A 1,673-nucleotide genomic window follows, 5' to 3' on the forward strand; every position below is an offset into this window, starting at 1 on the left:
AAGTGGAAGACCACCGCGACCATCGGCCGCACCGATCTGACCACCGGCGCCGGCAAGACCGCCGAGGTCTCCGAGCTGGTGCCGCGTGCCGACCGTGACCTGGTGATGGCGCGTCTGGCCACACCCGTGGACGGTATAGCCCCGCTGCGGGTCGCCACCGCCGCGCCCGCCGTCGGGCAGACGCTGCGGGTGCCCGGGTACGGGCGCACCAAGGACGAGTGGGCGCCGCTGAAGCTGCACACCGGCGCGTTCAGCCTCGACACCGTGAGCGCGACGGGCCTCGGTATCACCGGCACGGGCGGTGCGGCGCTCTGCAAGGGCGACACCGGCGCCCCCGTGGTCCGCGAGGTCAACGGCAAGGCCGAGCTGCTCGCGGTGGCCTCCCGCTCCTGGCAGGGCGGCTGCCTGGGCGCCCCCGCCGGCGAGACCCGCACCGGCGCCTACAACACCCGCGTCGACGACATCGCCGGCTGGGTCCAGCAGACCCGCGCGAAGGCCGTGGGCTGGAAGACCCAGGCCCTGGTCCGCAGCGACGCCAACCTCTACTTCGCGACCCGCCTCCACGACGGTTCCTGGACCCCGTACGAGGACGTCCAGGCGGCGGCCGGCAACATCGGCGGCGTTCGCGCCGTCGCCACCGCCGGCATCAACACCTCCACCCACATCGTCGCGCTCGGCGGCGACGGGCACCTGCACTACGCCATCCGCAACCTGGACGGCAGCTGGGGCCAGCGCTTCGTCGACCTCAACATCGCCCTCAACGACCTCGGCAACATCACCCAGGTCTCCATCGCCCCCGTCGGCAACGACCTGCACATCGCCATCGTGGCCAACGACATCCTCTTCCACACCGTCCGCGACGGCGCCGGCCAGTGGAGCGCCTTCGGCGTGGTCAGCGACGTCGCCGGCCCGCTCAAGGGCATCACCTCCCTCTCCGCCGCCGGAACCGCCAACGGAGAACTCCACATCGCCGCCGTGACCGGCGGCAAGGTCCACCACACCCTGCGCACCGCCGCCGGGAACTGGGGCACCTGGGGATCGGTCGCCGACGCCGCCGGCGCCACCGCGCCCGTGACCTCCGTCGCCATCACCCGCCAGAGCACCGGCCTCAACCTCGCCCTCATCGCCAGCGACGGCCAGTACCACACCCTGCGCTGGGCCAACGGCAGCTGGCAGCCCATCGCCTCCCTCGGCGGCGTCATCGGCGACATCACCGGCACCAGCATCAGCGCCGCCACCGTCGACGCCGACGCCCAGTTCGCCATCGCCACCACCGACAACAAGGTCCTGCTCACCGCCCGCCACGCCGACGGCACCTGGGCCACCCCCGAAACCCTCAACCTCACCGCCATCCCCGGCAACCACACCGGCACCATGATCACCAGCAGCCTCTGACAACCACCGGCGGCTGCCCCCCGAGCCCAGCCAGCACCTGACGGTCGTCGCGGGCGTCGACCCGACCGGCCAGGCCGTACTCGGGGTGCACTCCACGCAACCTCGTCGCCCGGTGCCCCCGGGGGGGCCGCCTCGCGCCTCGTGCATGGCGATCCCTCCCGGGAACCGGCTCGGGCAGGAACATTTGGGGCGTGAACAGGACATAGGCGTCCGGACACCACCGACGGGGCCGGGGGCCGGCCCCCCCCCCGCCCGGGCCCCGCCCCCCAGCTGGTGCC

The 1,673-nt window shown here is 73.3% G+C and carries 1 protein-coding gene; it reads left to right on the plus strand.

The annotated features are described in order from the left end of the window. Positions 1-1,395 (plus strand): trypsin-like serine protease (locus ACWDCZ_RS41110; protein ID WP_449818690.1); only part of this gene is annotated, 1,395 nt, incomplete at its 5' end. Positions 1,396-1,673: the final 278 nt, after the last annotated feature.

The organism is Kitasatospora sp. NPDC001225 (assembly GCF_053597855.1).